This is a genomic window from Actinomadura sp. NPDC047616, assembly GCF_040642915.1.
Taxonomy (GTDB): Bacteria; Actinomycetota; Actinomycetes; order Streptosporangiales; family Streptosporangiaceae; genus Spirillospora; species Spirillospora miaoliensis.
This window is the reverse complement of record NZ_JBEYTB010000005.1, coordinates 317,064-340,578: the sequence shown is the minus strand read 5'-3', so window position 1 is coordinate 340,578 and position 23,515 is coordinate 317,064. Positions and strand designations below refer to the sequence as shown.

Here is a 23,515-nt window from a genome sequence, read left to right as displayed (position 1 = left end):
AGACCGGGACGGCCCTCAGGCGGCCGGGACGGGCTCGGCCGCGCGGGGGAACAGCCGCCGCAGCACGTCGGTGATGGTGACGACGCCCACGACCTTCCCGTCCTCGGTCACCAGGGCCAGCTGTTCGCTGGCCTCGCGCATCCGGGTCAGCGCCGTGTAGACCGTGGTGTCGGCCGGGACGCGGAAGGCGGGACGGGCCAGGTCGGCGATCCCGGACGACTCGGGCCGGGTCAGCGTGTCGCGCACGTGCACCACGCGCCACGCGGTGCCGGGGCCGGGCACCAGGATGCGCAGGTGCCCGGAGGCGCGGCCGGCCGCCTGCACGTCCGCCACGGTGGCGCCGGGCGGGACGGACGTCGGCGTCGCGTGCCGCTTGACCAGGTCGCCGATCCGCAGGTTCCGCAGGTCCAGGGCCTCCGACAGCTGGGCCGAGTGCACCGCGTCCAGCGCCCCCACGTTGGCCGAGTGCTCGACCAGGTGGCGCAGCGCGTCGGGGTCCTGGCCGGAGTCGACCCGGTCGGCCGCCTCGACGCCGACCAGGCGCAGGCACCGGTTGGCGCCCTCGTTGAGGGCGCGCAGCAGCGGGCGGGTCAGCCACATGAAGCCGCGCATCGGCAGCGCCAGCATCGTCGCCGACCGCTCCGGATGGGCGATCGCCCACGACTTGGGCGCCATCTCGCCGATCACCAGGTGCAGGAACGTGACGATGACCAGAGCCAGCACGAAGCCCGCCGAGTCCGCCAGCCACGGCGGCGCGCCGAGGTCGGCCAGCCACGGGGTCAGCCAGTGGTGGACGGCCGGCTTGGTGATCGCGCCGAGGGCCAGGGTGCAGAACGTGATGCCCAGCTGCGCCCCGGCCAGCAGCAGCGTCAGCTCCGACGCGCTGCGCAGGGCCGCCCGCGCCGAGCGGCTGGACGGCGCCGCGTCCTCCAGCCGGTGCCGCTTGGCCGCGATGAGCGCGAACTCCACGGCGACGAAGAACGCGCTCAGCGCGATGATCGCGATGGTGGCGGCCAGGACCGCCCACGGGTTGCTCATCGCTCCGCGCTCCCCCGCTCGCCGGCGCCCCGGAGGCCCTCGGCCGCGTCGCCGCCGGGTTCGGCGGCGGGGTCGCCGGCGGGCAGCACCCTGATCCGCAGCGACGAGGGCACGTTGTGGTCGCCGACCTCCAGGACCTCCACGTGCAGGTGCCGTCGCGGCGGCTCGTCGGTGCGGGCCAGGTCGGCGGGGTCGGGCGGCAGTTCGACGTCGAGTTCGGTGCCGGCCTCGGGCAGCGCCCCGCAGGCGGCGATCACCAGCCCGGCCATGGTCTCGTAGTCGCCCTCGGGCAGCCGGCGGTCGATGGTGCGCTCCACCTCGTCGATGTGGAAGCCGCCCGGGACGATCCAGGCGTCCCCGGCGGCGGTGGCGGCGGGCTCGACGGCGGCGTCGTGCTCGTCGGTGATCTCGCCGACCAGCTCCTCGGCCAGGTCCTCCAGGGTGACGATGCCGACGAAGCCGCCGAACTCGTCGACGACGCAGGCCAGTTCCCCGCGCTCGTCGGTCAGCCGGTCCAGCGCGGCGGGCAGCGTCATCACCGTCGGAAGCAGCGTCGGGGGCCGCATGATCGAGGAGATCGGGGCGGCGGGGTCGGACGCGGTCAGCACGTCGTCCAGGTGCGCGACCCCGGCGACGCGCTCGCGCTCGTCCACCACCGGGTACCGGGAGTGGCCGGTGCTCATCAGCCTCCTGACCTCGCCGACGGTCACGTCGGTCTCGACGGTGTCGACCCGGGTGCGCGGGATCATCGCGTGCTCGACGTCGCGGCGCGGGAAGTCCAGGATGCGCTCCAGCAGGATCGACAGGTCCGGCGGCAGGTCCCCGCTGCGGCGCGAGTCGGCGACGATGTGCTCCAGGTCCCGTTCGGTGGCCGCGTGCTCGACGTCGTGCACCGGCTCGATGCGCAGCAGCCGCAGCAGCAGGTTGGACGCCTGGTCGAAGATCCAGATCAGCCAGCCCAGGCCGCGCAGGTACAGCAGGGTGGAGCGCGCCAGCCACCGCGCGACCGGCTCGGGGCGCGCGATCGCCAGGTTCTTGGGGAACAGCTCGCCGAACAGCATCTGCACCAGCGTGGAGAACGCCAGCGCCAGCACCGTGCCGATCGCGATCCCGGCGCCGGCGGGCAGCCCGGCGCCGCCCATGAGGTCGCCGAACGCCCGGCCGATCAGCGGCTCGGCGACGTACCCGACGAGCAGGCCCGTCACCGTGATGCCCAGCTGGGCGCCCGACAGCATGAACGAGGTGCGCCGCGTCACCGTCAGCGCGCGCCCGGCGACCTGGTCGCCGGCCTCGGCGCGGGCGGCCAGCCGCGAGCGGTCCACGGCCATGTAGGCGAACTCCTGGGCCACGAAGTAGCCCGTCGCCGCGGTGATCAGCAGGACGACCGCGACCCCGGCGAGCAGGGACAGGACGGTGATCAACGGCGGCCCGTCCCGGGCTCGTGGGCGGCGCGGGCGGAGGGATGGTGGTCGTCCATGTGTCTCTCTGGTCGGTGAATGGGCCCGATTCTCATACTACGGGTGTAATTTCGTTGCCCACGCAACCGCCCGCACGTCAGGGCGGCGAACAGCCCGATGCCTCGGCGGGCGGCCCGGGCCGGGCCCCGCTCGGCCCGCTCTCCGGGCTACTTCTCGGCGAGGACGATCACCGTGTCGTCGGCGGCCAGCGTCAGCGGCGCCGTCTTGTCGGGGTTGAGCACGACGCCGTAGCCGGGCGGCTGGTGGAACTGGGCGCGCAGCCGGTAGCCGAGGGCGGTCTCGTCGCGGCGCCGGGCCGCCTCGATGACGGTGGCGAAGTTGGCCACGGCGCCGGGACGCAGGTACCCGGCCGCGGGCCGCAGGTAGATCTCCGAGCCCTCGGGGTCGAGCAGGTCCATGTAGACCTCGTGCAGGTGCCGGTCCTCGCTGAGCTGGGTGAGCACCTGGTTGATCAGCTTGTCGCTGACCACGAAGTCGTCGGCCTCGGTGACCTGGGCGATCTCCCGGTTGGCGTCGTCGTTGATCTCGCTGACGATGGAGTAGGGGGCGCCGGGGCCGTCCTCCATGTCCCGCAGGTGCAGCAGGGTGACCAGGGTCCGGGCGTCGGCGTGGTCGGGGGCGTGCCCGGCGTCGGCCAGCACGATGACGTGCTGGAAGGAGCCGGCGTCCAGGCGTTCCAGCGACGCGCGGTCGGTGGGGTCGCAGCGGGAGAAGCCGACGGTGAGGTTGGCCAGGCCCGGCAGCGCGGGCGTCGGGTCCGGCCGGTCGGCGGCGACGTGCACCGCCGAGCCCGGCTCGACGAAGTCGTCCAGCAGCTCGAGGATCTTGGGGGCCCGGTGGTTCCAGCCGAGCACCAGGGTGCGTTCGGGCGCGGTGTGCACGGGGGTGGGGGTGCCCAGCGCGTCCTCGACGACGGGCGGCGGCGCCGTCGCCAGCTCGATCATCGTGTTGTCCTCGGCGAGCAGTATCAACTCGTCGTCCGGGGCGATGACGGTGCCGGTGGGCGGGTTCAGCGACACCTCGCCGTCGGCGTGCCGCAGGCCGATGGGCACGCCGAGCCGGTAGGCGAACAGCGCCTCCCCGTAGGTGGTCCCGGTGAGCGACGGCTCCGGGCGGATGTACAGCTCGTGGCCCCTGAAGTCGAGCAGCTCGGTGAACACCGCCGACAGGCCGGACTGGCGGTGCGACTGCACGATGAGCCGGATCGCCATGTCGTCGGCGTCGATCACGTGCGCGTCGGGACCGCCGGCCAGCCGGGCCGCGGCCAGGTTGGCCGAGTCGTGCACGGCGGCCACCACGTGCGGGCGCCGCTCGGCCCACTCCCGGGCGCCCAGCGACAGCAGCACCTTCAGCACGTGCACGTCCGGGTCGTCGACCGGCGGCGACACCACCACGATCGAGCGCGCCGTGCCGGGGCTGACCAGGTCCAGGTCGGCGACCTTGAGCGGGTTGCCGTGCCGGCAGATCACCCGGGTGCGGCCGGTGTCGCCGACCCGGGCCCGGATGGCGTCCTCCATGTCCACCCGGTCCATGTCGGCCAGGACCGCCACGCACGAGCCGCGCCGGCTCCGGTTGGCCTCGGACAGCTCGGCGATCACCGTGAACACCTGGTCCGACCAGCCGAGCAGTACCGTGTGGTCGCGTTCGATGATCCGGGAGCGGCCCTTGCGCAGCTCGGCGATCTTGCCTTCCAGGCCGGTGGTGATCACACCGATCAGGGCGCTGACGATGAAGATCCCGCCGACCGTCACCGTCAGCATCATGGCCAGGTAGGGGGCGCTGCCCTCGTCGTCGCCCATCGTCCCCGGGTCGAGCGTACGCAGCAGGCTGCGCCACAGCACCCCCGGCCAGTGCCCGTTCTCGTCGGAGTCGCGGGGCGCGAGCAGCACCGCGGCCGTCGCCACGGCCAGGACCAGCGCCCCGGACGCCAGGCCGAGCCAGCCGATCAGCGCCGGCGTGCCCTTCGACATGGTGTTGTCGAACCAGTAGCGGAGGCGCTCCCGCGTGGTCGCTCGCTTCACTCGTCTCCCCGGCCGTCCGGGCCCGCGCATCGCCGGCCCGCGCGAACTCCTGTGCGATCGGGCAACCTTTCGTCACCTACGACACTTGTAACAGAAACGCCGGGCGCGATGCGCCGTCCCCCGGACGCACAGGCACATACACCCCGTTTTGATCACCTGACACCTTATCGCCACCGGACTCGCGAGCCCCTCTGGCCAGGCGCACCCGCCGCGCTCGCCGCCCGGACGGTCCCGAGCCGATCGGCCGGCGCACCGGACGCGGGCGCCGCCGCGCCCGGCCGGCTTTTCGGACGCTCCTTCGACCGTCTCGCGGATGCGCCCCGCGAGCGGAGGTTAGAGGAGCGTAAAGAAGGTTGACGTGAATGGTCAGACGGCGTGAGATTCCTTGAGGACGAACTCGCCCGGTGCGTTCGCCGGGGAGGGCATCGATTCGGCTTTTCGCCGCTCGGCCCGGCCGGTGTGGCCTGTCGTAACCCTGGGCGAGTTGCGCGCCCAGGAAGGGAGACGCCGCATTGGCCACACGCATGGGTCGTCGGGAATGGGAACGGGTCGCGGCCGAACGGCTGCTGAAAGCCGGACGATTTCTGCGCCGCACGGAGACGACCGCGGATCTGCGCGCGGTGTACCGGGCCGACCAGAGCGTCAACGACCTGCCCTACCGGGAACGCTGGGCGCACGACCGGGTGGTGCGCTCCACGCACGGGGTGAACTGCACGGGCTCCTGCTCGTGGAAGGTGTACGTCAAGGACGGGCTCATCACCTGGGAGACGCAGCAGACCGACTATCCGAAGGTGGTGGTGGTTTCCCCGGATTATTCGGACGCCACGAAATTCGCCGACGAGTGGCTGCATCCGCATCCGGGAACGGACGCGGCGATGGCCATGGCGATGGGCCATGTCATCCTCACCGAGTTCTTCGTCCGCCGCCCCGTCCCGTATTTCACCGAATACGTCAAGAAGGTCACCGATCTGCCGTTCCTGGTGTCGCTCGTCCCGGGAAAGGACGGGGAGTTGACGCCCGGGCCGTTCGTCACCGCCGCCGACCTCGGCCTGGACACCGGCACCGCGGAGGAGTCCCGGCGGTGGCAGCCGGTGCTCGTGGACGACCGCACGGGCGACCCCGTGGCGCCGGACGGCACGCTGGGCCACCGCTGGGACGAGCAGAGCACCGGGCGCTGGAACCTGGACCTCGGCGACGTCGACCCGCGGCTGTCACTGCTCCGGGACGCGGCGGAGACCGCCCAGGTGGTGCTGCCGCGCTTCGACGTCGAGGACGGCCGGGTGCGGCGCGGGCGGCTGTCGTTCGCCTGCGCCGATCCGGACGCGCCGGAGAACTGGCCGCGTGTGCTGACGGTGTGGCGCGCCAACCTGATCGGCTCGTCGGCCAAGGGCAACGAGTACTTCCTGCGTCACCTGCTCGGCGCCGCCGACAACGCCACCACACCGCCCGCCGGGCCCGGGACGCGGCCGGCGGAGGTGGCCTGGCGGGACGACGAGCCGCGCGGCAAGCTCGACCTGCTGCTGGCGCTGGACTTCCGGATGACGTCCACCACGCTGTACGCCGACCTGGTGCTGCCCGCCGCGACCTGGTACGAGAAGCACGACCTGTCCAGCACCGACATGCACCCGTACGTGCACGCCTTCTCCCCCGCGATCATCCCGCCGTGGCAGGCCCGCACCGACTTCGACATCTTCCACGGCCTGGCCCGCAGGCTCGGCGAGCTGGCCGCCGGACGCCTGGACACCGCCCACGCGGACGCGGTGCGCCGCTTCGTCCGGCAGACCCGGGACGTGGAGCCGCCGGAGCTGCAGGCCCGCTACGTCGCCACGTTCGACCGCAGCCGCCGCCGCACGCTCTACATGACGTACTACACCGACGGGGACACGCGCTCTCGGGGCGCGTCGCTGGCGGCGCTCAAGGCGCGCTACCGGTCGGCCGGGTGGGCGCCGGAGGAGACGGAGCTGCCGGACTTCCTGCCGGTGATGCTGGAGTTCGCCGCCCGCTGCCCGGCGCCGGGCTGGGAGCTGCTGGCCGAGCACCGCGCGGGGCTGGAACTGCTGCGGCGGGGACTGCACGACCACGGCAGTTCCTACGCGCTGCTGGTGGACGCCGTCCGCGCCACCCTGCCGGCGCCGGGCCGCGCCGAGCGCCGCGCCGTGCGGTCGGCGGCGCGCACCGGGCCGCCCGCCGAGACGGTCGGCCTGGACGGGGCGCCCGAAGTGCCGGCCTTCGGCGACCCGATCGCCGCGGCGGAGGGAGCGCGCCGGTGAACCATGTGCGGGTCGCCGTGTGGGGAGTGCTCCCGTACATGGTGCTGGTGCTGTTCGTCGCCGGGACGGTCTGGCGGTTCCGGCACGACCGCTTCGGCATCACGACGAGGTCCACGCAACTGCACGAGAGCAGGCTGCTGCGGATCGGCAGCCCGCTGTTCCACGCCGGCCTGTTCTTCGTGATCGGCGGGCATGTGGTCGGGCTGCTGGTCCCGGAGAGCTGGACCGAGCCGCGCACGTGTCGGAGTCGCTGTACCGGCTCAACGCGCTGACGGTGGGCGGCACGGCCGGGCTGGCGGCCGCGGTGGGGCTCGGCGTCCTGGTGTGGCGGCGCGTGCGAGTCCGGGCGGTGCGCAGGGCCACCCGGCGGGACGACCGCGTGCTGTACCCGGTGCTCGCCGCGGCGCTGCTGGCGGGGCTCGCCGCGACGCTGCTGGGGCCCGCGACGGGGGACTACGACTACCGGCTTGGCGTGTCGGTGTGGTTCCGCAGCCTGTTCGCGCTCGACCCGGACGTGGCGGCGATGGCGGACGCCCCGTTCGTCTTCCAGGCGCACGCGCTGCTCGGCATGGCATTGTTCGCGTTGTGGCCGTTCAGCCGTCTCGTGCACGCGTTCGCCGCGCCGCTGGGTTACGCGGTCCGGCCCTACGTCGTCTACCGGTCGCGCGGGGCGGGCCCGGGGCCGCGCGCCCACGGGCCGGGGGCGTCCGGCGGCCACTGGTCCGTGCCCGAGTCACGCGCCGCCCGCCGATGAGGGTGTCCGCCACCGCCGTCACCACGGTGCTCCTTGACGGCCGCCCGCGTGATGCGGGTGAGCGTTCCGTACGCGCCCGTGGCGCGCCGGACGGAGCGCGCCTGGACGCTGATCTGGGCGACCGCGCTGTCCCTGGTGCTGGCGGCGCTGGTGCTGACCCGCCGCGCGGTCCGGGCCGCCCGCCGTCTGGACCACGCGTTCGCGCGGGAACGCCGGTACGGCGAGCACGTCGCGCACCAGCTGCGCACCCCGCTGACCTCGATGCTGATCGGGCTGGAGGCCGCGTTGGAACGTCCGGGAGCCGACCTGGGCGCGGTCATCCGGACCGCCGTGCGGCGCGGGCACCGTCTCGCCGACACCGTCGACGACATGCTGCTGCTGGCGCGCGGACGGCAGGTGCGCGAGCTGCTCGACGTCCGGCATCTGCTGGACGGCGTCCGCGACGTCTGGCTGCCGCAGGCCGAGCGGGCCGGGCGGCGGCTGACCGTCCACGTCCCCGCCCGGTTCCCCCGGGTCCGCGCCGCGCGCGCCGCGCTCGTGCAGATCCTGAACGTGCTGGTGGACAACGCGCTCGCCCACGGACGGGGCGACATCACCCTGACGGCGCGCCACCGCGGCACCGTCGTGGCGATCGACGTCGCGGACCGCGGCGTCGCCGGCCACCGCCGCGCCGCGCCCGCCGGGCACGGGATCGGGCTGGCGCTGGCGCGCGCCCTGGCCGAGGCCGAGGGCGGACGGCTGCTCGCCCGGACGGACGGGCCGACCGCCTACACCGTCGAGATCCCGGTGTGCGCGCAGCCCCTGGCGTGCCGCGGCGCGGTTCCCGAGACGACGGCTCAGAGCCCGGCCACGTAACCGTAGCCGCGGCCGCGCACCGCGACGATCCGCCCGGACTCCAGCCCGGCGCCGGTGAGCCGGCGGCGCAGCGCGGAGACGTGCACGTCGAGCGTCTTGCGGTCGCCGAACCAGCCGGGGCCCCACACCTCGCGCATCAGCTCCGCGCGGGGCACCACTCGACCGGCCCGGGACGCCAGCGCCAGCAGCAGGTCGAACTCGCGCGGGCGCAGGGCGACCTCCTGGGCGCCGACGAACGCCCGGCGCGCCTCCGGCTCCAGCCGCAGCGCGCCGACGACCAGCGCCTCCACCTCGGCCCGCGGCGGGCGGCGGCGCAGTTGCGCGCGGGTGCGCGCCAGCAGTTCGCGCAGGCGGAACGGCTTGGTGACGTAGTCGTCGGCGCCGACGTCCAGCGCGGTGACCACGTCCCGTTCCTGGGAGCGGGCGGTGAGCACCACGATCGCGGCGCCGGGCAGCCGCCGCCGCAGCACCGAGCACAGCTCCACCCCGTCGACGTCGGGCAGGCCGAGGTCCAGCAGGATCAGTTCGGGGGGCCGCCGGTCGACCATGGCCACCGCCGCGCCGCCGGTTCCGGCCAGGCTGGCGGTGTATCCCTGCTCGGTCAACGCGGTGACCAGCTCGGATCCGATTTCCGGATCATCCTCGATCACCAGCAGTCGCGCGCCGGACACCCCCTCATCGTACGTGCGGCCGCGCCGCCGCAGACGGCGGCGCGGCGACGGCGGCGCGCCCGCCGGGCGACGGCCCGGTGACGCGCCGGTGGGCCGGCAACGGAGCAGCGGCGGGGCGGCGGATCACCATTTGAAATCAGCGGCGTTGCGCGGCGGCTGCGGCACGTTCACGATCAGCGCAGAGCATTGCGGCCGCAACTCTCACGGCGCAGGCGTCGCCACGTCAAGCCCCACCCCGGGTCGGCGGCGCCTGCCCCGGCGCCCGTGCGGGCGCCGCCGGGATGCTCCGTCACTGGGGGCGCGGGAGGTCAGGGGCGGGGCCAGGGGCGTCCGCCGAGACGTTCGATGTCGGTGTTGAACCGCTTGAGGTAGCCGGCGAAGGCGGCGAGGTCCTCGGGCGCCCAGTCGGCCAGCACCTTGTCCAGGCTGCGGACGATGTGGTCGCGGTCGTCGTCGAGTCGGCGCTCGCCCTCGGGTGTGATGCGGAACTTGCGGGCCATCCCCCCGTCGGGGTCGGGGATGCGCTCGACCAGCCCGGCGCGCGTCATGGCGGCGGTCTGCCGGTTGAGGGTGGAGACGTCCAGGTCGAACGCCTCGCTGAGCTGCCGGATGGACATCGGGCCCTCCATGCGGATACGGCTCAGCAGCAGATAGGCGCTGCGTTCGAGCAGGCCGCTGTCGCGCTGGGCGCGGCGTGCGGCCAGGCTGTGCCGTGACAGCAGCATGGTCTCGAACTCGATCATGTGCGTGGGCCTGTCCATGCCTTCATTCTCCTGGCCTGCGCACAACCGCCCGCATCCGCCCTTCCCAGCGCACGCGGCGCCCCCCGCGGCGTGATGTGCATCGTCCGCGAGCTGACCCGCCGCCCTTCACGTCCACCGGCCGGCGGCCCTGCGTCCCCATCGGGCGCAGGGCCGTCGGCCTTGCCCGGAACCGGGCGGCGGCGAGGGTTAGGGTGATCGGCATGGCACGGAAGTGGAACGCCCAGGACGTCCCGGACCAGCACGGCCGGGTCGCCGTGGTGACCGGCGCCAACACCGGGCTCGGCTTCGACACCGCGCGGGTGCTGGCCGAGCGGGGCGCGACGGTGGTGCTGGCGGTGCGGAACGCGGACAAGGGCGGGCGGGCCGCCGCCCGGATCGCCGAGACCGCCCCGCAGGCGGACGTCTCGGTCCTGCGCCTGGACCTGACCTCGCTGGAGTCCGTGCGCGCCGCCGCCCGCGAGGTGCGCTCCCGGCATCCGCGGATCGACCTTCTGATCAACAACGCCGGGGTGATGTACACGCCCAAGGGCACCACGCGGGACGGGTTCGAGCTGCAGTTCGGCACCAACCACCTGGGGCACTTCGCGTTCACCGGGCTGCTGCTGGAGGCCCTGCTGCCGGTCCCCGGGTCCCGGGTGGTGACCGTCAGCAGCGCCATGCACCGGGTCCGCGCCCGGATCGACTTCGGCGACCTGCGGTGGGAGCGGCGCCGCTACGACCGGATGGCCGCCTACGCCCAGTCCAAGCTGGCCAACCTGCTGTTCACCTACGAGCTGCAACGCCGGTTGGCGCAGGGGGACGCCGGCACGATCGCGGTCGCGGCCCATCCGGGCTTCGCCGCGACCGAGCTGATACGCAACTCCCCCGCTGCGGTGCGGCTGGTCGTCGCCAAGGCGGTCGCTCCGGTGTTCGCCCAGAGCGCCGAGATGGGCGCGCTGCCGACGCTGCGCGCCGCGACCGACCCGGACGTGCGCGGCGGCCAGTTCTACGGACCGGACGGGCCGTTCGAGGCCAGGGGGCATCCCAAGCCGGTCACGTCCAGCAGGCTGTCGCACGACACGGCCGCGCAGCGTCGCCTGTGGGCGGTCTCGGAGGAGCTGACCGGCGTCGAGTACCCGCTGTGACAGGGCCCGCCGCGCCGGGACCGGCTGCGGCGGGGCTCGTGTGACGGGCTCCTGTGACCGGGCTCCTGTGACCGGGCTCCTGTGACGGGGCGGCCGGTCAGCCGATGCGGATGGGGAGGGTGCGGGGTCCGCGCACCTGGCCCGCGGCCCAGGTGACCGCGGACGGGTCGGCCAGCGTGAACTCCGGGATGCGCTCCAGCCAGACCTCCAGCGCGACGCGCAGCTCCATGCGGGCCAGGTGCGAGCCGACGCAGCGGTGCACGCCCAGGCCGAACGCGGCGTGCCGGTTGACCTCGCGGTCGATGACGACCTCGCCGGCCCGTTCGAACTGCGCCGGGTCGCGGTTGGCGGCGGGGAACGACAGCAGGATCCAGTCGTCGGCCTTCATGTCCACGCCGCGCCAGCGCATGTCGTCCTTGACCAGCCGCGCCATCGTGACCGGCGCGTAGGCGCGCAGGAACTCCTCCATCGCGGTCGGCAGCAGGCCGGGCTCGGCGACCAGCCGCTCGCGGTCGCCGGGCGTCCCGGCCAGGTGCCACAGCGACGCGCCGAGCGCGCTCCACGTGGTGTCGATCCCGGCGATCAGCAGCAGCGCCATCATGCCCGACACCTGGGACGCGTCGAGCTTGCGCCCGCCCAGCTCGGCGTTGATGAGGTGGGTCGTCAGGTCGTCGCGCGGGTGCGCGACGTGGTCGTGGATCTGCGCGAGCAGGTAGTCGAACAGCCTGTCCACGCGTTCGATGCGCTCGTCGGTCGGCAGGTTGACGCCCTCGAGCACGCTCTCGACGAACTCGCGGAACCGGGGACCGTCCTCGGGCGGGAAGCCGAGCATGTCGGCGATCACCCGCATGGGGATGTGCTGGGCGTAGTCCTGGGCGGCGTCGACGACGTCGCGTCCCTTGAACCCGTCGACGAGCTCGTTGCAGTACGCCCTGGTCGCGGGCTCCAGCCGCCTGACGGCGCTCTTGGTGAACGCCGGGAGCAGCAGCCTGCGGGCGTCGTGGTGGAACGGCGGGTCGGAGGAGATCGGCGGGCTGACCCCGACCGGCTCCAGTTCGCGCGACGGCCGGAAGTTGCTGATGACGACCGACCGGGAGGTGAAGCGCTCGGTGTCGTAGGCGATCGCCGCGACGTCCTCGTAGCGGGTGGGCAGCCAGGCGCCGCCGAACCGCTCGGTGCGCGCGATCGGGCAGCGCCGCCGCAGGTCGTCCTGGATCGGGTACGGGTCGGCGGCCCACTCGGGTTCGACGTGCGAGAAGTCGGTCGCCCAGTCCGTCACCGGGCCGGTGACGACCTCGCTGCGCGTGCCGCCGGACCGGGTGTCGGGCAGGTCGCCGACCTCCCGGGGGAAACGGTCGTCGACCGTCATGTCAGGACTCCTCGGCCAGTTCGACGGCGTGTTCGGGACAGTTGGCGGCCGCCAGGCGCGCCTGGTCCCGTTTCTCCGGCGGGACGATCCCGTCGCCGAGGACCGTCCCGTAGCCCTCCTCGTCCTCGCCGAACAGGTCGGGGGCCAGGTCGTAGCAGCGGCCGTGGCCCTGGCAGCGGCCGGTGTCGATCCGCACTTTCACTGCGTGTCTCCCGTCTTCGGGGTGCCGTCGGTGAGGGTGGACTGGGTCGGGGCGGCGTCGTCGGGGGCGGACTCGTCGGGGGCGGACTCGGCGGGGGCGACGACGGCGGACGCGAGGCGGGCGAGCAGCGCGGCCCACTCCTCCTCGTCGACCGCGAGCAGGTCCGGCGGGACCAGCGCGCTTCCCACCGCCAGCAGGAAGCACAGGTAGGACAGGGCGCGCGGGGACAACGTGGGGTCGAGCTCGCCGCCACCGCGGGGCGCCCGCAGCAGGTCGGCGACCCCGTCGACGCGTTCGCCCACGTAGTCGCGCATGGGCTTGGCGACGTCGCCGTCCCGGCGGGCCGCCGCCAGCGCCTCGACGATGAGGTCGCCGCGGGTGTCGCGGGGACGCGGCAGGCACCGTCCGGCGATCAGCAGCAGGTCGGCCAGTGACCGTTCGGGCTCGGCGTCGACCAGATCGGCCAGGACCCGCCGCGCGTGCGCGCGCAGCGCCGCCACCAGCAGTTCGGCCTTGGAGCCGAAGTGCGCGTACAGGGCGCCGTTGCTGACGCCCGCGGCCGCCGCGATGTCGGCGACGCGCGTGCCGTCGTACCCGCGTGCGGCGAACGCGTCGGCGGCGGCGCGCAGCAGCCGTTCACGGGTCTCGGCGGCGGTGACGCCGGCGACACGGCCCATACGCGGAATTAAACGAGCGTTCATTTGCTCGGTCAAGGGCCGCGTGGCGACCGGGCCGTGCCGCAGCCGCCGGCCGGGACCACATCGCCTGGCAGAGCCGCCATCGCCGACGTCACGCCGGAGCAGCCCGGCCGGGCGGGGCCGGGCCTTCGGCGGCTATGCCGTGGCGTCCTCGATCCGGATGGCCAGGGCGGGGCACAGCGACGCGGCCAGCCGGACGTCGGCGGCGGCCTCGGCGGGCGGCTCGGGGTCGAGCAGCTCCACGATGCCGTCCTCCTCACGCTGGTCGAACACCCGCTCGGCGGTGAGCACGCACTGCCCGGAGCCGACGCACTTGTCCTGGTCCACGATGACCTTCATCTGACTCCCTCAGGTGCGTCACCAGGTGACGGGCAGTTCGTAGACGCCGTAGACGGCCCCGTCGTGCTTGAACGGGATCTTCTCCAGGTCCGTGGCGAGCGCCAGCGTGGGCACGCGCCGGTACAGGGTGCCGTAGACGACCTGCAGCTCGATCCGGGCCAGCGGCTGGCCGAGGCACTGGTGCACGCCGAAGCCGAACGCCACGTGGCGGCGGGCGTCGCCGCGGCGCAGGTCGAGCCGGTCGGGCTCGGGGAAGGCGTCGGGGTCGCGGTTGGCGAGGTCGTTGGGCAGGACGATCCCGTCGCCCGCGCGGATCACCTGGCCGCCGATCTCGATGTCGGCCAGCGCGACGCGGCGCCGCCCCATGTGCGTGATGGTCAGGTACCGCAGCAGCTCCTCCACCGCCGACTCGACCAGCGCGGGGTCGTCGGCGTCGCGCAGCAGCGCGAGCTGGTCCGGGTTGCGCAGCAGCGCCAGGGTGCCGAGCGCGATCATGTTGGCGGTGGTCTCGTGCCCGGCGACCAGCAGCAGCACGCCCATGCGGGCGGCCTCCGCGCGGGTCAGCTCGCCGGCCCTGACCCGTTCGCCCAGCCCGGACAGCAGGTCGTCGCCGGGACGGGCGAGCTTGTCGGCCATCAGGTCGTCGAGGTAGCCGAGCAGCGCCCGGCGGGCCTCGTCGCGGCGTTCGACGGCGACGCTGCGCCGGATGAGGATCTTGCTGTTGGCCTGGAAGAACTCGTGGTCGTCGTAGGGCACGCCGAGCAGCCGGCAGATGACCAGCGACGGCACGGGCAGGGCGAACGCCTCGACCAGGTCGGCCGGCTTGGGACCGGCCAGCATGTCGTCGATGAGACCGTCGACGATCTCCTGGATCGCCGGCCGCATCGCCCGCACCCGGCGGATGGCGAACGGCGCGGTCACCATGCGCCGCAGCCGGTTGTGCTCGGGGTCGTCCATGGTGATGAAGCTGAAGCCCGAGGGGCCGCCGCTCGGGATCGGCGCGACGTTCGGATAGCCGGGACGGGAGACGTCGGCGCTGACGCGCGGGTCGCTCATCAGCGCCCGCTGGTCGGCGTAGCGGGTCACCAGCCACGGGGTGCTGCCGTCCCACAGCCGGACCCTGGTGATCGGCCCCTCGCGCTGCTGGGCCCGCAGGCCCGGTGGCGGGTCGAACGGGCAGCCCGCCGCCCGCTCCATCGGGTAGTGCGGGACGGCGGCCGGGTCCGCGCCGGCCGGTTCGAACGTGGTGGTCATCGATACCTCCCTCGGGAAGGCGATGCGGGGTCCGCGGGCGCGTCGACCACCTGTGCCGGCGCCCGCGAGCCTGTCCGGGCGTGGCCCGGCCGAGCCCGCCGATGGCCGCAACAGCTCGACCGGTCCTCCGTCAGGAACCGAGTTAACTGCATAACACACACATGCGTCAATGAATCGCCACAACCCCACCCAAACCGAAACCCCCGACACCCCGCCGCCCCACGACATAAGCCCTGACCAACACCGCCCCGACCCGCCACGACCACCAAACGACGACGTGCTGCGCTACCCCAACTTCGGCGAGCAGATCAAGCAGTGGACGAACGTGCTGGGCGTCGGCCAGACGCCCAGTTCCACCGACCAGCCGCAGGCGAACTGGACCCGCACCCGCTACGGCGGCACCGGCACGACCGCCCCGGTCGAGGCGATCAGCATCCAGGGCGGCGGCCACAACATCATGGCGGGCGGCATGGCCGCGCGGATCCTGGACTTCCTGGGCATCACCGGCGGCGGCACCCCGCCGACCGACCCGCCGACCGACCCGCCGCCGTCGGGGGCGTGCCGGGTCGGCGTGACGGTCAACGCCTGGAACACCGGGCTGACCGAGAGCATCACGATCACCAACACCGGCTCGTCCGCCGTCAACGGCTGGTCGCTGGCGTTCACCCTGCCCTCCGGTCAGACGATCACCTCCGGGTGGAACGCCGCCTTCTCCCCCGCCGGCGGCCAGGTCACCGCCAGGAACGTGTCCTACAACGCGTCGCTGGCGTCCGGCGCGTCGGTCAGCATCGGGTTCCAGGCCACCCACAACGGCAACACCGCCAAGCCGGCGTCGTTCACCCTGAACGGGGCCTCCTGCACGGTCACCTGACCCGCCGCGGCCTCCGCCGCTTCCGGCGGAACGGCTGTCAGGACCCGCCACCGGCCGCCCGCGCGGGCGGCCGGTGGCCGTGGCGCGGCCGTCTGGAAGATGTGGGGCGCGCGGCGCGGGGGTTACGGTGGGCGGGCCGTGCCGGCGGGATCGCTTGTGCGGCGGTGGGCCTGGAGGAGCCGTGCGCATCACCGACCTGCGTTTCGAACATCACCGCGAGCCGCTGGGGATCGGGGAGCGGGCGCCCCGGTTGTCGTGGCTGGTCGGCGGGGCTCCGCCGGGGTGGCGGCAGGCGGCGTACCAGGTGCGGGCGCTGGCGGAGGACGGCGCGGTGGCCTGGTGCGGCGAGCGCGTCGAGGACGACGAGTCGAACCTGGTGGCGTGGCCGGGGCAGCGGCTGGCGTCGCGGCAGCGGCTGGCGGTGCAGGTGCGGGTGTGGGGTTCGGGCGGTGCGACGGGGTGGAGCGATCCGCGGCCGGTGGAGGCGGGGCTGCTGGATCCCGGCGACTGGACGGCCCGGCTGATCTCCCCGGCGGGCGCGCATCCGGCCGTGCCGGCGTTCCGCCGGGAGTTCGTGGTGGGCGGCGAGGTGCGGCGGGCGCGGCTGTACGTCACCGCGCACGGGGTGTACCGGCTGTGGCTCAACGGCGCCGAGGTGGGCGATCACGTCCTGCCGCCGGGGTGGACGAGCTACCGCCATCGCCTGCGGTACCAGACCCATGACGTGACCGGGTTGCTGCGTCCCGGTCCGGCGGCGTTGGGGGCGCTGGCCGCCGAGGGCTGGTTCCGGGGGCGGCTGGGCTTTTCCGGCGGCAGGCGGAACATCTGGGGTGACCGCGGTGCCCTGCTGGCGCAACTGGAGATCGTCTACGCGTCCGGCGGCAGGCAGGTCGTCGGCACGGACGGCGCGTGGCGGACGGCGGCGAGCGCGATCACCGAGGCGGGCCTGTACGACGGCGAGACCTGTGACGCCCGGCTGATGTGGGACGGCTGGACGTCCCCGGGGTTCGACGACGCCGGCTGGGCGGCCGTGCGCGCCGAGGCGGTGGACGCGGCGCGGCTGGTGGCGCCCACGGGGCCGCCGGTGCGCCGCACGGAACTGGTGCGGCCGGTGTCGGTGGGCCGCTCCCCCGGCGGGCGGATGATCGTCGACTTCGGGCAGAACGTGGTGGGTCGGCTGCGGATCCGGCCGCGCGGCCCGGCCGGGACGCGGATCGTGCTGCGGCACGCCGAGGTGCTGGAGGACGGCGAGCTCGCGCTGCGTCCGCTGCGGGGCGCCAGGGCCGAGGACGCGTTCGTGCTGCGCGGGACGGGCGAGGCCGAGGAGTGGGAGCCGTCGTTCACCTTCCACGGCTTCCGGTACGCCGAGATCCAGGGCTGGCCGGGCGAGCCGGACGCCGACGACGTCACGGCCGTGGTGTGCCACAGCGACATGCGGCGCACGGGGTGGTTCGAGTGTTCCGAGCCGCTGCTGAACAGGCTGCACGACAACGTGGTGTGGAGCATGCGCGGCAACTTCCTGGACGTGCCGACCGACTGCCCGCAGCGCGACGAGCGGCTCGGCTGGACCGGTGACCTGCAGGTCTTCGCTCCGGCGGGCAGTTTCCTGTACGACTGCGCGGGCGTGCTGACCTCGTGGCTGCGCGACGTGCTGGCCGAGCAGATGGCCTCGCCGTCCGGCACGCCGCCGCTGACGGTGCCGGACCCGGCGATGGGCTGGGACACCGCGCAGGCCGGGTGGGGCGACGTGGTCACGCTGGCGCCGTGGACGCTGTACGAGCGGTTCGGCGACGTGGAGGTGCTGCGCCGCGGCTACCCCGGCATGACCGCGTGGGTGGACCGCGTGGCCGAGCTGGCCGGTCCGTCGTGCGTGTGGGACGGGCAGTTCCATCTCGGCGACTGGCTGGACCCGGCGGCGCCGCCGGACCGTCCGGCGGCGGGCCGCACCGACGGAGCCCTGGTGGCGACGGCGTACTTCGCGCGTTCCGCCGAGACGGTGGCGCGGGTGGCGGCGCTGCTGGGCCGTGACGAGGACGCCGGCCGCTACGCCGAGCTGGCGGCGCGGGTGCGGCGGGCGTTCGCCGACGAGTTCGTGTCCCCCAACGGCCGGGTGGCGGGCGACTCGCAGACCGCGTACGCGCTGGCGTTGCGTTTCGGGTTGCTGCCGTCGGCGGCGCAGCGGGAGCGGGCGGGGCGGCGGCTGGCCGAGCTGGTCCACGCGGGCGGCTACCGCGTCGGCACCGGGTTCGCCGGCACGCCGCTGATCGCCGACGCGCTGGAGGACGCCGGTGAGACGCAGCTGGCGTACCGGCTGCTGCTGGAGCGCGGCTGCCCGTCGTTCCTGTATCCGGTCACGATGGGCGCGACGACGGTGTGGGAGCGCTGGGACGCCCTGCTTCCCGACGGGCGCCTCAACCCGGGCGAGATGACCTCGTTCAACCACTACGCGCCGGGGGCGATCGTGGACTGGCTGCACCGGTCGGTGGCGGGGCTGGCGCCCGCGGCGCCCGGCTACCGGAGGATCCTGGTGCGTCCGCGTCCCGGCGGGGGGTTGACGTACGCGCGGGCCGTGCACGACACCCCGTACGGCACCGCGTCGGCGGGGTGGTCGCTGGACGGCGACCGGCTGGAGGTGCGGGTGGTGGTGCCGCCGAACGCCTCGGCGGTGGTGGTGGCGCCGGGCGGCGGCGAGCCGGTGGAGGTCGGTTCGGGCGAGCACGTCTTCGGCGTCGCGTGGACGCCCGAGCCGTATCCGCCCGCCCGTCCGCCCGGCACCGTGGTGCCGGTGCCGGGCGGTGGGTGATCCCGGGGGGCGCCGGGCCGGCTGGTCAGCCGGCTAGTCGACAATGACCAGGTCGCGGGTGACGGTGTTCATGCGTTCGTACCCGTCGTCGGTGCACACGACGATGTCCTCGATGCGGGCGCCGTGGGGGCCGGGGTAGATGCCCGGTTCGATGGAGAACGCCATGCCGGGTTCGAGGGGTTCGGTGTTGCCCGCGACGATGTAGGGGTCCTCGTGGCCTTCCAGGCCGATGCCGTGGCCGGTGCGGTGGAAGAAGTGCTCGCCGTATCCGGCGGCGGCGATGACGTCGCGTGCGGCGGCGTCCACCGACTCGGGGGTGACGCCGGGGCGGATCGCGTCGCAGGACGCCTGCTGCGCCTCCTGCAGGACCCGGTAGTAGGCCAGGTACTCCTCGGGCGGCGTGCCGATGCAGTAGTTGCGGGTGGAGTCGGAGCAGTAGCCGCTGGGCATGGCGCCGCCGATGTCGACGACGACGGGTTCGCCGGGCCGGATGACCCGGTCGGACAGCTCGGCGTGCGGGTTGGCGCCGTTGGGGCCGGACCCGACGATGACGAACTCGACGGTGGCGTGCCCCTCGGCGATGATCGCGTCGGCGATGTCGCGCCCGACCTCGCGTTCGGTGCGGCCGGGCTTGAGCAGGTCGGGGACCCGCCGGTGCACCCGGTCGATGGCGGCGCCGGCCTCGCGCAGCGCGGCGACCTCGGCGGCGCTCTTGCGCATGCGCAGCTCGCGCATGACGCCTCCGGCGGGGACCTGCTCGGCGCCGGGCAGGGCGGCGCGGAACCGCAGCGCCATGACCGCCCACATCCGGTCGGCCACGGCGACGTTGGCGACGCCGCGGGGCAGGCGGGAGGCGACGAGCGCGTAGGGGTCGTCGGTCTCGTCCCAGGGCACCAGTTCCACGTCCAGGTCCCCGGCGGGGGACGCCTGGGCGGCGGGCAGCTCCAGCCGGGGCACCACGAGGAAGGGGTCCCCGGCGGCGGGCACGACCAGGCAGGTGAGCCGTTCGAGCTGCTTGGCGTCGTAGCCGGTCACGTAGCGCAGGTCCGGCCCGGGCGTCAGCAGCACGGCGCCCAGCCCCACGCGTCCTGCCGCCTGCTGGACCCGGCCCAGCCGCTCCCGTGGATACAACCGCGTTGTCACATCCATCCCCATGTCCGTGAGCTGCCTTGTCCGTCAGCTGTCGGTCAGCATCGTATGCCCGCCGGTCAGGGCGGGTCACACGCGCGTCCGGGGACCGCCGCCGGGTCGCCTACAGCGTGTTGAGGGAGTCGACCAGGTGGCGTTCCTCCTTGGCGAAGTGCTCGCGCAACCGGTCGGCCAGGGCGTGCAGCTGGTCGCGCAGGCGCCCGGCGTCGTGGCCGGGGGCGCCCAGGCGCGCCAGCACCCGTTCGATGTCGTCCCGGACGCGGGCGAGGGTGTCGTGTTCGCGGCGCAGCTCCTGCAGGACGGGCGCCAGTTCGGGGAATCTCTTCTCCAGCAGGGGGAAGCCGCGCTCGGTCTCGTTGGTGTGGTGGCCGTGGACGGCCTCGCAGAACAGCAGGCAGCGTTCGCGCAGCTGCCCGTCCAGGGCGGGGGGCGTGCCGGAGGGCCGGTTCCCGGCCAGGTGGGCGTCGACGTCGTCGAGCAGTTCGTCCAGCCGGCGGCGCAGCTCCCGGTGGATGCGCACCAGCTCGTCGCCCAGGGCGCGGGTGCGGGGGTCGGAGCGGTACAGGGCGACGACGGGGATGACCCGGTCGGTCTTGTCCTGGTACTCGGCGTAGGCGGGGATCAGCTCGGCGACCTTGGCGTAGAGCCGGTCGCGTTCGGCGCCCTCGACGGGCCGGGCCAGGCCGTCGAAGGTCTCGATGGACGCGCCGTCGCCGATCTCGACGGTGACCCGCGGGTCGGCCAGCAGGTTGCCGTACCAGGCGGGGTGGCGGTCGGCGCCGGCGTTGGAGGCGAACACCAGCAGGCGTCCGCCGTCGCGCAGGCAGGTCAGGGGGGTGGTGTGGCGGCGGCCGGTGCGGGCGCCGGTGGTGGTGAGCAGCACCAGCGGCGTTCCTTCGAACATGCCGCCGACCTTGCCGCCGTTCCCCCGGAACTCCTCGATGATCTGGTCGTTCCAGCCGGGCATGCGACGATGACCTCCAGACGGAAGGTTATTTGCTTTAGAAGCAAAGCTATTTTGGAGATCAAGGTATGTCAACGGGTGAGGGGCTGTCCGTCGACGACGGGGTCCGCACGCTGCTGCTGCTGATGCCGCGCCTGGTCGGCCGGGCCAAGCGCACACCGCCGCCCGAGCCGCTGCGGTCGCTGGAGCTGGCGCCGCGGCACCTGTCGCTGCTGGCCTACCTGCTGTTCGACGGGCCGCTGACGGTAAACGAGCTGGCCGCCCGGCTGGAGGTGGCGCCGACCACGGTGAGCCTGATGGTGGGCGAGCTCAGCCGCAAGGACGTGGTGGAGCGCCGCGAGGACGAGACCGACCGCCGCCGCACCATCGTCAGCGTCGCCCCGGCCAACCGCGAGGCGGTGCACGCCTGGCTGGCGCGCGGCGCGCAGGCGTGGCGCACCGTCCTGGAGCCGCTGACCGCCGAGCAGCGCCGCCTGGTCGTCGACACGCTGCGCGCCTACGAACGCGAGGTGGCGGGCGAGGGCTAGAGGAGCGCCTCCGGGGGGCGGCGCCGGACGCCCGCGGGTGGCGTCCCGCGTGGGAGGATGGGCGGCATGAGCGGGCTGATGCTGCTGGACACGCCGTCGCTGTACTTCCGCGCCTTCTACGGCGTGCCCGAGAGCGTGACCGCGCCGGACGGCACGCCGGTCAACGCCGTCCGCGGGCTGCTGGACATGATCGCCAGCCTGGTCCGGGACCGCTCCCCCGAGCGGCTGGTGTGCTGCATGGACGCCGACTGGCGGCCGCGGTTCCGGGTGGAGGCGCTGCCGTCGTACAAGGCGCACCGGGTCGCCGCCGACGGCGGCGACCAGACGCCCGACGCGCTGGAGGCGCAGCTGCCGGTGATCGACCGGGTGCTGGACGCCTTCGGGCTGGCCCGCACCGGGGTGCCCGGCTACGAGGCCGACGACGTGATCGGCACGCTGGCGGTGCGGGGCGCGGCGCGCGGGCCGGTCGACGTGGTCACCGGCGACCGCGACCTGTTCCAGCTGGTGGACGAACGCGGCCCGGTGCAGGTCCTGTACACCGCGCGCGGCATCCGCAACCTCCAGGTCATGGGCGAGAAGGAGGTCGCGGCCAAGTACGGCATCCCCGGCCGCGGCTACGCCGACTACGCCACGCTGCGCGGCGACCCCAGCGACGGGCTGCCGGGCGTGCCGGGCGTGGGCGACAAGACCGCCGCGGCCCTGGTCACCCGGTTCGGGTCGGTGGAGGGGATCCTGGCGGCGCTGGACGCGGGCACCGACGAGGGGTTCCCGGCGGGGGCGCGGCGCCGGCTGGAGGCCGCCCGCGGGTACCTGGCGGTGGCGGGCACGGTGGTGCGGGTGGTCACCGACATCGACGCCGCCGAGCTGCGCGATCTGGACGACCGGCTGCCGGCCGAACCGCGCGATCCGGACGCGCTGGTGGAGCTGGCCGACCGGTGGGGGCTGGACGGCCCGGTCAACCGCCTGCTGAACGCGCTGGCGGCCCGTTCCGGCGCGTCCTGACGGGGGCGTTGACAGCGGCGCCCGCGACCCGTGCCGTACCGGGCCGGGCACGCCCGGCGCGGCGGGCCCGTCGGGGCTTGACCGGTTTCCTGACGTCCGGTCCGCTCTTCCCGGCGAATGTGTCAGATGACGCAGACACGGCGGGCGCGGAGGCGCACCATCCAGAGCAATGGCGGGTTTTCCTGGACCTGTGAAGACCAGGCACGCACCGCCGGCCAGGGGCCGGGGCGGTCCCGGCGGCCGGCGTGGCCGACGCATGGACGGGCCGGTTCCCGCGGCGCTGGGCCTGACCGCCCCACTCCCCCCAATCGCCGCGGGTCCCGGTTCAGCGCCGGGACGCCCGCCGCGGCGGTGCACGGCGCAGCGGGGGCGCCGCCCACCGCGGCGGCGTCCGGCGTGCGGCCCGGCGGGCCCCGGCCCGGCGGGTGGCGGCCGCGCGGGGGCACGGCCGGATCCGGCCCGGCGGCCGGACACCCGGCCCGGTGGCCTTGCCCGCGGCGCGCGCCGGTCGTCCACTGGAGTGGACCGCGGCCCCGGACGGGCCCGCGGCCATGGAGAACCCGAGAAGACGGATCGCCGGTGATCGAACAGACCGCTTCCCCGACCGGCCCCCGCCGCGGCGCACGGCCCGCCGCGCGGGGAGCCGACGCCGCCGTCCCGGCCGCGCCGCGCGACGGCTTCTGGAACGCGCTGGACACCGCGCAGCGCGAGGACCTGCGCACCGCGGCGCGTCCGCGCACGTACTCGGCCAGGGCGCCGCTGTGCTACCAGGGCGAGGACTCCGACCACATCATCATCATCGAGAGCGGCTGGGCCAAGGTCACCTCCACGACGCAGGACGGGCACGACGTGGTGCTGGCGGTGCGCGGCCCCGGCGACCTGATCTGCGAGAGCGCGGTGCTGGGGGGCCGGCGCCGGTCGGCGACGGTGACGGCGCTGAGCCCGGTGCGGGCGCTGGTGGTGCCCGCGGCGCGCTTCACCGGGTTCCTCGACACCCATCCGGCGGTGTGGCGGCTGGTCAGCGGCACGCTGGTGCGGCGGCAGGACGACGCCGACCGGCGCCTGCAGGCGCACGTGTCGGCCAAGGGCACCCGGCGGCTGGCGGGGCTGCTGGCGCAGCTGGCGGAGATGTCGGCCAAGCACAGCCCGCCCGCGCCGGACGGCCGCATCGCGATCGCGCCGCCGCTGTCGCAGGAGGAGCTGGGCAGCTGGATGGACGCCTCCCGCGAGACGGTCGCCCGGGCGCTGAACAACCTGCGCGCCCAGGGCCTGGTCCGCACCGGCTGGCGCAAGATCGTCGTGGAGGATCTGCCCGGCCTGCGCGCCTACGCCGAGGGCGAGGACTGATCGCCGTCCGGGCGG

General features: G+C 74.3%; 20 protein-coding genes and 2 pseudogenes. 10 read left to right on the top strand and 12 right to left on the bottom strand.

The genetic code is table 11. The features are described 5' to 3' along the window. Positions 1-15: 15 nt before the first annotated feature. The 3 genes from ABZ801_RS15085 to ABZ801_RS15075 form a co-directional block, all read right to left on the bottom strand. Positions 16-1,038 (bottom strand): hemolysin family protein, encoded by a 1,023-nt coding sequence (locus tag ABZ801_RS15085; RefSeq protein WP_360697851.1) that lies wholly within the window; start codon positions 1,036-1,038, stop codon positions 16-18. Then, the gene (locus tag ABZ801_RS15080) at positions 1,035-2,459 is read right to left on the bottom strand and encodes a hemolysin family protein (RefSeq protein ID WP_360697849.1); all 1,425 of its coding nucleotides are present in this window, start codon (positions 2,457-2,459) and stop codon (positions 1,035-1,037) included. The genes ABZ801_RS15085 and ABZ801_RS15080 overlap by 4 nt, the downstream gene beginning before the upstream one ends. A gap of 203 nt (positions 2,460-2,662) precedes the next feature. Then, on the bottom strand, positions 2,663-4,537 hold the full coding sequence (locus ABZ801_RS15075) for a potassium transporter TrkA (RefSeq protein ID WP_360697846.1): 1,875 nt from the start codon (positions 4,535-4,537) through the stop codon (positions 2,663-2,665). A gap of 524 nt (positions 4,538-5,061) precedes the next feature. Here ABZ801_RS15075 and ABZ801_RS15070 point away from each other — a divergent pair. From ABZ801_RS15070 to ABZ801_RS15055, 4 genes and pseudogenes are all read left to right on the top strand, one after another. Next, positions 5,062-6,246 (top strand): annotated as a pseudogene (locus ABZ801_RS15070) (molybdopterin-dependent oxidoreductase); the annotation flags it as partial. Beyond that, positions 6,226-6,807: a nitrate reductase molybdenum cofactor assembly chaperone gene (gene narJ, locus ABZ801_RS15065; protein ID WP_360698185.1), complete on the top strand. Its 582-nt coding sequence runs from the start codon at positions 6,226-6,228 to the stop codon at positions 6,805-6,807. The pseudogene ABZ801_RS15070 and the gene narJ, both read left to right, overlap by 21 nt. Before the next feature lie 38 nt (positions 6,808-6,845). Next, positions 6,846-7,561: pseudogene (gene narI / locus ABZ801_RS15060) on the top strand (respiratory nitrate reductase subunit gamma). Positions 7,562-7,618: 57 nt separating this feature from the next. Continuing rightward, positions 7,619-8,416: a HAMP domain-containing sensor histidine kinase gene (locus ABZ801_RS15055; protein WP_360697843.1), complete on the top strand. Its 798-nt coding sequence runs from the start codon at positions 7,619-7,621 to the stop codon at positions 8,414-8,416. On the opposite strand, the gene ABZ801_RS15050 is transcribed toward ABZ801_RS15055, so the two are convergent. After that, complete coding sequence (locus ABZ801_RS15050) at positions 8,398-9,087, bottom strand: response regulator transcription factor (protein WP_360697840.1); 690 nt, start codon at positions 9,085-9,087, stop codon at positions 8,398-8,400. The genes ABZ801_RS15055 and ABZ801_RS15050 overlap by 19 nt on opposite strands. A gap of 308 nt (positions 9,088-9,395) precedes the next feature. Continuing rightward, entirely contained in the window at positions 9,396-9,848 is a 453-nt protein-coding gene (locus ABZ801_RS15045) for a MarR family transcriptional regulator (protein ID WP_360697837.1), read from the bottom strand. Between the two features lie 203 nt (positions 9,849-10,051). On the opposite strand from ABZ801_RS15045, the gene ABZ801_RS15040 reads away from it, so the two are divergent. Continuing rightward, entirely contained in the window at positions 10,052-10,975 is a 924-nt protein-coding gene (locus ABZ801_RS15040) for an SDR family NAD(P)-dependent oxidoreductase (RefSeq protein WP_360697834.1), read from the top strand. A gap of 97 nt (positions 10,976-11,072) precedes the next feature. Here the strand turns inward: ABZ801_RS15040 and ABZ801_RS15035 are convergent, their stop codons facing one another. The 5 genes from ABZ801_RS15035 to ABZ801_RS15015 all read right to left on the bottom strand — a co-directional run bounded on the left by ABZ801_RS15035 (position 11,073) and on the right by ABZ801_RS15015 (position 14,837). Beyond that, positions 11,073-12,344 carry a cytochrome P450 gene (locus ABZ801_RS15035; RefSeq protein WP_360697831.1) on the bottom strand — a complete coding sequence of 424 codons (1,272 nt, stop codon included), beginning with the start codon at positions 12,342-12,344 and terminating at the stop codon, positions 11,073-11,075. A 1-nt stretch (position 12,345) separates the two neighbouring features. Continuing rightward, positions 12,346-12,546: a ferredoxin gene (locus ABZ801_RS15030; protein ID WP_360697828.1), complete on the bottom strand. Its 201-nt coding sequence runs from the start codon at positions 12,544-12,546 to the stop codon at positions 12,346-12,348. Next, the gene (locus ABZ801_RS15025; protein ID WP_360697825.1) at positions 12,543-13,223 is read right to left on the bottom strand and encodes a TetR/AcrR family transcriptional regulator; all 681 of its coding nucleotides are present in this window, start codon (positions 13,221-13,223) and stop codon (positions 12,543-12,545) included. Before ABZ801_RS15025 ends, ABZ801_RS15030 begins: the two co-directional genes overlap by 4 nt. 156 nt (positions 13,224-13,379) lie before the next feature. Further along, the gene (locus tag ABZ801_RS15020) at positions 13,380-13,583 is read right to left on the bottom strand and encodes a ferredoxin (protein ID WP_344956010.1); all 204 of its coding nucleotides are present in this window, start codon (positions 13,581-13,583) and stop codon (positions 13,380-13,382) included. A gap of 18 nt (positions 13,584-13,601) precedes the next feature. Then, positions 13,602-14,837: a cytochrome P450 gene (locus tag ABZ801_RS15015; protein ID WP_360697821.1), complete on the bottom strand. Its 1,236-nt coding sequence runs from the start codon at positions 14,835-14,837 to the stop codon at positions 13,602-13,604. Positions 14,838-15,114: 277 nt separating this feature from the next. Here ABZ801_RS15015 and ABZ801_RS15010 point away from each other — a divergent pair, with 277 nt between their 5' ends. Continuing rightward, positions 15,115-15,708: a cellulose-binding domain-containing protein gene (locus ABZ801_RS15010; RefSeq protein WP_360697818.1), complete on the top strand. Its 594-nt coding sequence runs from the start codon at positions 15,115-15,117 to the stop codon at positions 15,706-15,708. Positions 15,709-15,889: 181 nt separating this feature from the next. Continuing rightward, the gene (locus ABZ801_RS15005; protein ID WP_360697815.1) at positions 15,890-18,511 is read left to right on the top strand and encodes a glycoside hydrolase family 78 protein; all 2,622 of its coding nucleotides are present in this window, start codon (positions 15,890-15,892) and stop codon (positions 18,509-18,511) included. 33 nt (positions 18,512-18,544) lie between these two features. Here ABZ801_RS15005 and ABZ801_RS15000 read toward each other — a convergent pair whose 3' ends face one another. Beyond that, positions 18,545-19,660 (bottom strand): Xaa-Pro peptidase family protein, encoded by a 1,116-nt coding sequence (locus ABZ801_RS15000; protein WP_360697812.1) that lies wholly within the window; start codon positions 19,658-19,660, stop codon positions 18,545-18,547. Between the two features lie 103 nt (positions 19,661-19,763). Then, on the bottom strand, positions 19,764-20,627 hold the full coding sequence (locus ABZ801_RS14995) for a nitroreductase/quinone reductase family protein (protein WP_360697809.1): 864 nt from the start codon (positions 20,625-20,627) through the stop codon (positions 19,764-19,766). Positions 20,628-20,692: 65 nt separating this feature from the next. Between ABZ801_RS14995 and ABZ801_RS14990 the strand changes: the two genes are divergently transcribed. The 3 genes from ABZ801_RS14990 (at position 20,693) to ABZ801_RS14980 (ending at position 23,500) form a co-directional block, all read left to right on the top strand. After that, positions 20,693-21,151, top strand: a complete 459-nt coding sequence (locus ABZ801_RS14990) for a MarR family winged helix-turn-helix transcriptional regulator (RefSeq protein ID WP_360697806.1) — start codon at positions 20,693-20,695, stop codon at positions 21,149-21,151. Positions 21,152-21,217: 66 nt separating this feature from the next. After that, a complete protein-coding gene (locus ABZ801_RS14985; RefSeq protein WP_360697803.1) occupies positions 21,218-22,153 on the top strand; it encodes a 5'-3' exonuclease in 936 nt (311 codons plus the stop codon). Between the two features lie 579 nt (positions 22,154-22,732). Next, positions 22,733-23,500 (top strand): Crp/Fnr family transcriptional regulator, encoded by a 768-nt coding sequence (locus ABZ801_RS14980; RefSeq protein ID WP_344959114.1) that lies wholly within the window; start codon positions 22,733-22,735, stop codon positions 23,498-23,500. The last annotated feature ends 15 nt before the right edge of the window (positions 23,501-23,515 follow it).